Source organism: Myxococcus sp. AB025B (assembly GCF_006518215.1).
Lineage (GTDB): Bacteria > Myxococcota > Myxococcia > Myxococcales > Myxococcaceae > Myxococcus > Myxococcus fulvus.
Genome location: NZ_SRLW01000489.1, coordinates 1 through 4,512, shown reverse-complemented (window position 1 = coordinate 4,512; position 4,512 = coordinate 1). Strand labels below are relative to the sequence as shown.

The 4,512-nt window shown below is 71.6% G+C and carries 5 protein-coding genes; 3 read left to right on the top strand and 2 right to left on the bottom strand.

Annotated elements, in window-relative coordinates:
* Window positions 1-7 precede the first annotated feature (7 nt).
* Window positions 8-448 carry a hypothetical protein gene (locus FL311_RS41370; RefSeq protein ID WP_046710872.1) on the bottom strand — a complete coding sequence of 147 codons (441 nt, stop codon included), beginning with the start codon at window positions 446-448 and terminating at the stop codon, window positions 8-10.
* Between the two features lie 158 nt (window positions 449-606).
* On the opposite strand from FL311_RS41370, the gene FL311_RS41365 reads away from it, so the two are divergent.
* From FL311_RS41365 to FL311_RS41355, 3 genes are all read left to right on the top strand, one after another.
* On the top strand, window positions 607-2,370 hold the full coding sequence (locus FL311_RS41365) for an ABC transporter ATP-binding protein (protein WP_046710871.1): 1,764 nt from the start codon (window positions 607-609) through the stop codon (window positions 2,368-2,370).
* Window positions 2,371-2,443: 73 nt separating this feature from the next.
* Complete coding sequence (locus FL311_RS41360) at window positions 2,444-2,821, top strand: hypothetical protein (RefSeq protein ID WP_141333117.1); 378 nt, start codon at window positions 2,444-2,446, stop codon at window positions 2,819-2,821.
* 92 nt (window positions 2,822-2,913) lie between these two features.
* Window positions 2,914-3,909, top strand: a complete 996-nt coding sequence (locus tag FL311_RS41355) for a hypothetical protein (protein WP_223749269.1) — start codon at window positions 2,914-2,916, stop codon at window positions 3,907-3,909.
* Here FL311_RS41355 and FL311_RS41350 read toward each other — a convergent pair.
* A complete protein-coding gene (locus FL311_RS41350; RefSeq protein ID WP_141333115.1) occupies window positions 3,801-4,460 on the bottom strand; it encodes a hypothetical protein in 660 nt (219 codons plus the stop codon). The genes FL311_RS41355 and FL311_RS41350 overlap by 109 nt on opposite strands.
* Between the last annotated feature and the right edge of the window lie 52 nt (window positions 4,461-4,512).

Here is a 4,512-nt window from a genome sequence, read left to right as displayed (position 1 = left end):
GGTGGGCCTAGACGGTCCACACGCGGTTGGCGGTCAGCTCCATGCGGGCGAGGCGACGCTTGAGCGTCGGGTCCACGGCGCCGGTGGAGGCCCATTTGGGCACCACGAAGTGCAGCTCCGCGTTGTAGAGCTTGGCGGCGCTGGCCAAGAGGCTCCAGCGGTTCTCCGCGGTCGGCTCCTCCACCATGCTCGGGGTGACGATCTCCAGGATGATGGGTGTGCGCGCCGAATCCGACTGGCGGCAGGTGAAGTCGGGACGCGCATCCTCGATGGTGCCCGACAGGATGGGAGGCGGCATGAAGCCGGGCAGACGGGCCTTGATGTCCGTGTATCCGATGGTGCGGAAGTACTCGGCCATGAGCCACAGGAGCCGGCGGCGCTCCTCGTCTTCAACCACCGGCTCGCAGCCCGGATTGAAAAGGACCTCTTTTTCGTTATTGGTGTCCATGGCTCCCCTGAAGCTGTCCGCAGGGATGGAGGGGGGCAATGGAATGGGCCTGCCTGCCAGTGACGGTTGGTCGCAGGGCAGGCGACGGGGCACGACGCTCCGGTCGCCCCTGGACGTGGACCTCCCGACGACTCGGTGACAGAGTCCGCCGCCGAACAGTGGCTCCTCGTCCTTCCGCACACGTCTACCGCCGACTCCTCGGCTATCTGCGTCCCTACCGCCCGTTGCTCGCGGCGGGAGTGGGCGCGTCCCTGGTCGCCGCGATGGCCACGTCCGCGTACGCGTGGGTCGTCGGTCCGCTGTTGCGCGCGGTGCTCACCAGTCAGCCCGTCACGGTGGCGGGCGTGTCGCTGCCGGGTGATGCGTTGTTGCGACGGCTGCCGCTGGTGGTCGTCGCGCTCGCGCTGGTGAAGGCCGCGGCCCAGTTCCTCCAGGGCGGGCTGATGCAGCGGCTGGGCCAGCGGGTGATGGCGGATTTGAGAGGCTTCCTCTACGGGCGCCTGCTCGGACAGCCGCCCGCGTTCTTCGAGCGGCGTCACTCGGGAGAGCTGCTCGCGCGCTTCACGTCGGACGTGCCGATGGTGGAGTTCTCCATCACGCAGGCGCTGTCATCGTACGTGAAGGATGGGCTGCAGGCGTTGGCCCTGTTGACGACGTGCTTCCTCATCGACGCGAAGCTTTTCCTCTTCACGTTCATCGTGGTGCCGGTGACCGTGCTGCCCATCAATCGCTTCGCCCGCTCGCTGAAGAAGGTCGCCGCCCGCTCGCTGCAGAGCCTGGGCGTGCAGACGTCGCTGATGGCCGAGCAGCTTCAGAACCTGCCGGTGGTGCAGGCCTACGGCGGGCAGGCGCGGGCGCTCGAGGCCTTCGACGTGGAGGCGGACAAGTACCTGGGCGAGATGCGCCGCTCGCTGTTCCTGCGCGGCGCGGTGAGCCCCACGGTGGAGCTGCTCGGCATCGCGGGCGTGGCCATGGCGGTGGCGTGGGGGGCGCGCGCCGTGTCGGCGGACCCGGAGCTGGCCGGGCGGCTGTTGTCGTTCCTGGCCGCGGCGCTGCTCCTGTACCAGCCGGTGAAGTCGCTGAGCGGCACGCTGTCGCAGGTGCTCACGGGCCTGGCCGCGGCGGAGCGGCTGTTCGCCATCGCGGACGAGCCTTCGCCTCCGGACACGGGTGACGACGCGCGGCCGCTGTCGAAGGCGCTGGTGCTCAAGGACGTGAAGGCCACGTACCAGGACGGACGCGAGGCGCTGCGCGGCGTGGACCTGGTGGTGCCCGCGGGCAAGCGCGTGGCGTTGGTGGGGCCGTCCGGCGCGGGGAAGACGACGCTGTTCTCCGTGCTGCTGGGCTTCCTGCCGACGTCGGGCGGACAGGTGTTGTGGGACGACACGCCGCTGTCGTCGCTCAAGCCGTCGAGCGTGCGCGGGCAGCTCGCGTGGGTGCCGCAGGAGCCGGTGCTGTTCTCGGGGACGGTGCGCCACAACCTGCGCCTGGGGCGACCGGAGGCGACGGACGCGGAGCTGTGGGAGGCGCTGAAGCTGGCGCACGCGGAGGACTTCGTGCGCGCGCTGCCGGGTGGACTGGACGAGTCCGTGGGTGAGCGCGGCGCGCGGCTGTCGGGCGGACAGCGGCAGCGGCTGGCGCTGGCCCGCGCGTTCCTGTGCAAGCCGTCGGTGTTGCTGCTGGACGAGCCGACGAGCGCGCTGGACGCGGCGAGCGAGGCCGCGGTGGGCGCGGGGCTGGAGACGCTGATGCGCGGGCGCACGGTGCTGGTGATTGCGCACCGGTTGTCCACCGTGCGCGACGCGGACGTCATCGCCGTGGTGGAGGAAGGCCGCATCGTCGAGGCGGGCACCCACGCGGAGCTGCTCGCGCTGCGCGGCCGGTACACGCGCCTGCTGGGTGAAGGCGCGGTCGCCGCGTAAGGCTTCCTGCCGGACACCCGCGCGCGCGGCGCTTGCCTCCGGGCACCTGCTCTGCCAGCGTCCCGAGCGCGTCATGCGTCACCGGGAGCCCCTGTCCCTCAACGCGCTGCTCCTGGTGCCCTCCCTGGCACTCGCCGCCCTCGCGTGCGTGGCGGTGTCCGCGCGCCAGGGGGTGCTCGCCGCCGCCACCACCAGCACCCTCGTCCTGGTCCCCGTCGTCTTCCGATTGTGGACCCGCACCTGGTACCGCGGGCTCGTCGTGCGGGGCCTGGGCATCTTCTTCATCGGCATGCACGTGCCGCTCCTGCTCGCCGGCGCCCTCGCCTACGGCCGCATCGGCTGCGCCGAGGGCGGGTGCCCGCAGCTCTACCTGCTGGGTGTGCTCGCCTCCCCCATCGCCGGCGCGCTCTCCACCGTCGTGTACTGGCTCATCGGTCGTCCTCCAGTCTGAATTCCAAGAATTACCTGGAGAGACTAGTCTATCCGGGAATGCTTGTTACTCTGCGGCCCCGTCTCGCCCCTGCACTCTGCGTCGCCTCGGCCGTGCCGGTCACTGTCGTCGTGTGGTGCTTCACGCTCGCACCGCTGATGAACGGCCCGGAGGCGTTGGCGGAGGTGGTGGACGCAGCGGGTCCTTTCGCCGCGATGGTGGCCCTGTCGTTGCTGGTGGAGCTTCCGCTGTTGTCGCTGGCCCTGGCGAGCACGGGGCTGGGTCGTCGGGTACCGCTGGCGGTGATGCTGGGCATGGCCACGCTGCCGTGGATGGTGGGGCTGCTCGGCACCGAGGTGCTGGTGGGCCGCGCGATGTCCAGCCTGACTCGGCTGTCCACGCAGGACACCGCGCTGGATGTCGCCCTGAGCACCGGCCAGGCCATGGCCCCCCGACTGTTGGGCGCGTGGACGAGCACCGCGCTGTTGCTGGGACTCTCGCTGGGGCTGGCGCTGGCGCGCTTCGGCCCTGCGTGCGCGGACGAGGCCGGGGGCGCGCGGCGTGCCCGGGGGCTGCTGCTGGCCAGCGGGGTGACGGCGGCGCTGGCGTCCGTGGCGGCGGTGGGCGCGCTGGAGGCGCGTCACTTCCTGGAGATGCTCACCGGCCTGGGAGAGGTGCCCCATGCCGGGCGCGAGGAGTGGGTGTCCTTCGGCATGGAGTCCGCCGTGCGGCTGCGCGAGCTGCGGTGGATGTGCACGTCGGTCCTGGTCGTGCTGGGCATCATGCTGCTGGCGCGCGGCCTGAGCCGCCAGGACCCCTCCCACCGCAGACCGCGCTGGGTCCCCAGGCTGGTGCCCGCGGCCGCCGTGACGGCGCTGCTGGTGATGGACCTGCACCCGGTGCGCTCGGTGGCGCGCACCACCCACGTCACCCTGCCCCGAGACACGGTGCCCACCACGCTGGACATGCTGCGACTGCTCGGCCTGGAGATCGCCCCCGCTCAGAGCAGCCAGATGAGCAACAGGAGGCCCACCACCACCCCCACGCCGAACACGGCGAGCATCACCATGCCCTCGGAGCCGCGCGACACCGGCGGCGCCACCTCGTGAGGATGCGGCGCGCCGAACACGTACTGGACCTGCTCCTCCTGCGACGACGGCTCGGGCGTGACGGGCGGGGACACGGGCGCGGACTCCAGTGAGGGCAACGTGGGCTCGGACGGGCGCTGGGACTCACGGACGATGACGCCCGCGCCGGCCATCTCCAGGCCCTCGCGGGCGAGCGCCAGCACGCGCTGCATGTGGAGGATGTAGCGGTCCTGGCCGGTGTACGTGCCCATCGCCTGGGCGGCGCGCACGAGCCGGTGGGGGACCAACTGGGGGTCCGCCTTCACCACGGGCACCGTGGGGCCGCCGTGGGCCTCCACGCGGCCGGTGCGCACGCCCTCGCCGCTGGCCCACATGTAGTGGTCCTCCAGCAGCGTCAGCTCCTGCCTGCGCACGCGCCCATCGGAGTCCACCTGGGACATCAGCTCCGCGCCGTCGGTCCCCATGTGCCAGACGGTGCGCAGCCCGTTCTCTCCCGGCGGACCCTCCACCGCGTGGACGCGGGAGAGGGCCAGCACCGCGGTCTTCAACGTCTCCGGCGAGGACTCGGCCATTCGGGATGGGAGACTAGGTGCGCCGGCTCCGAAACGGAAGGCGGCCATGCCC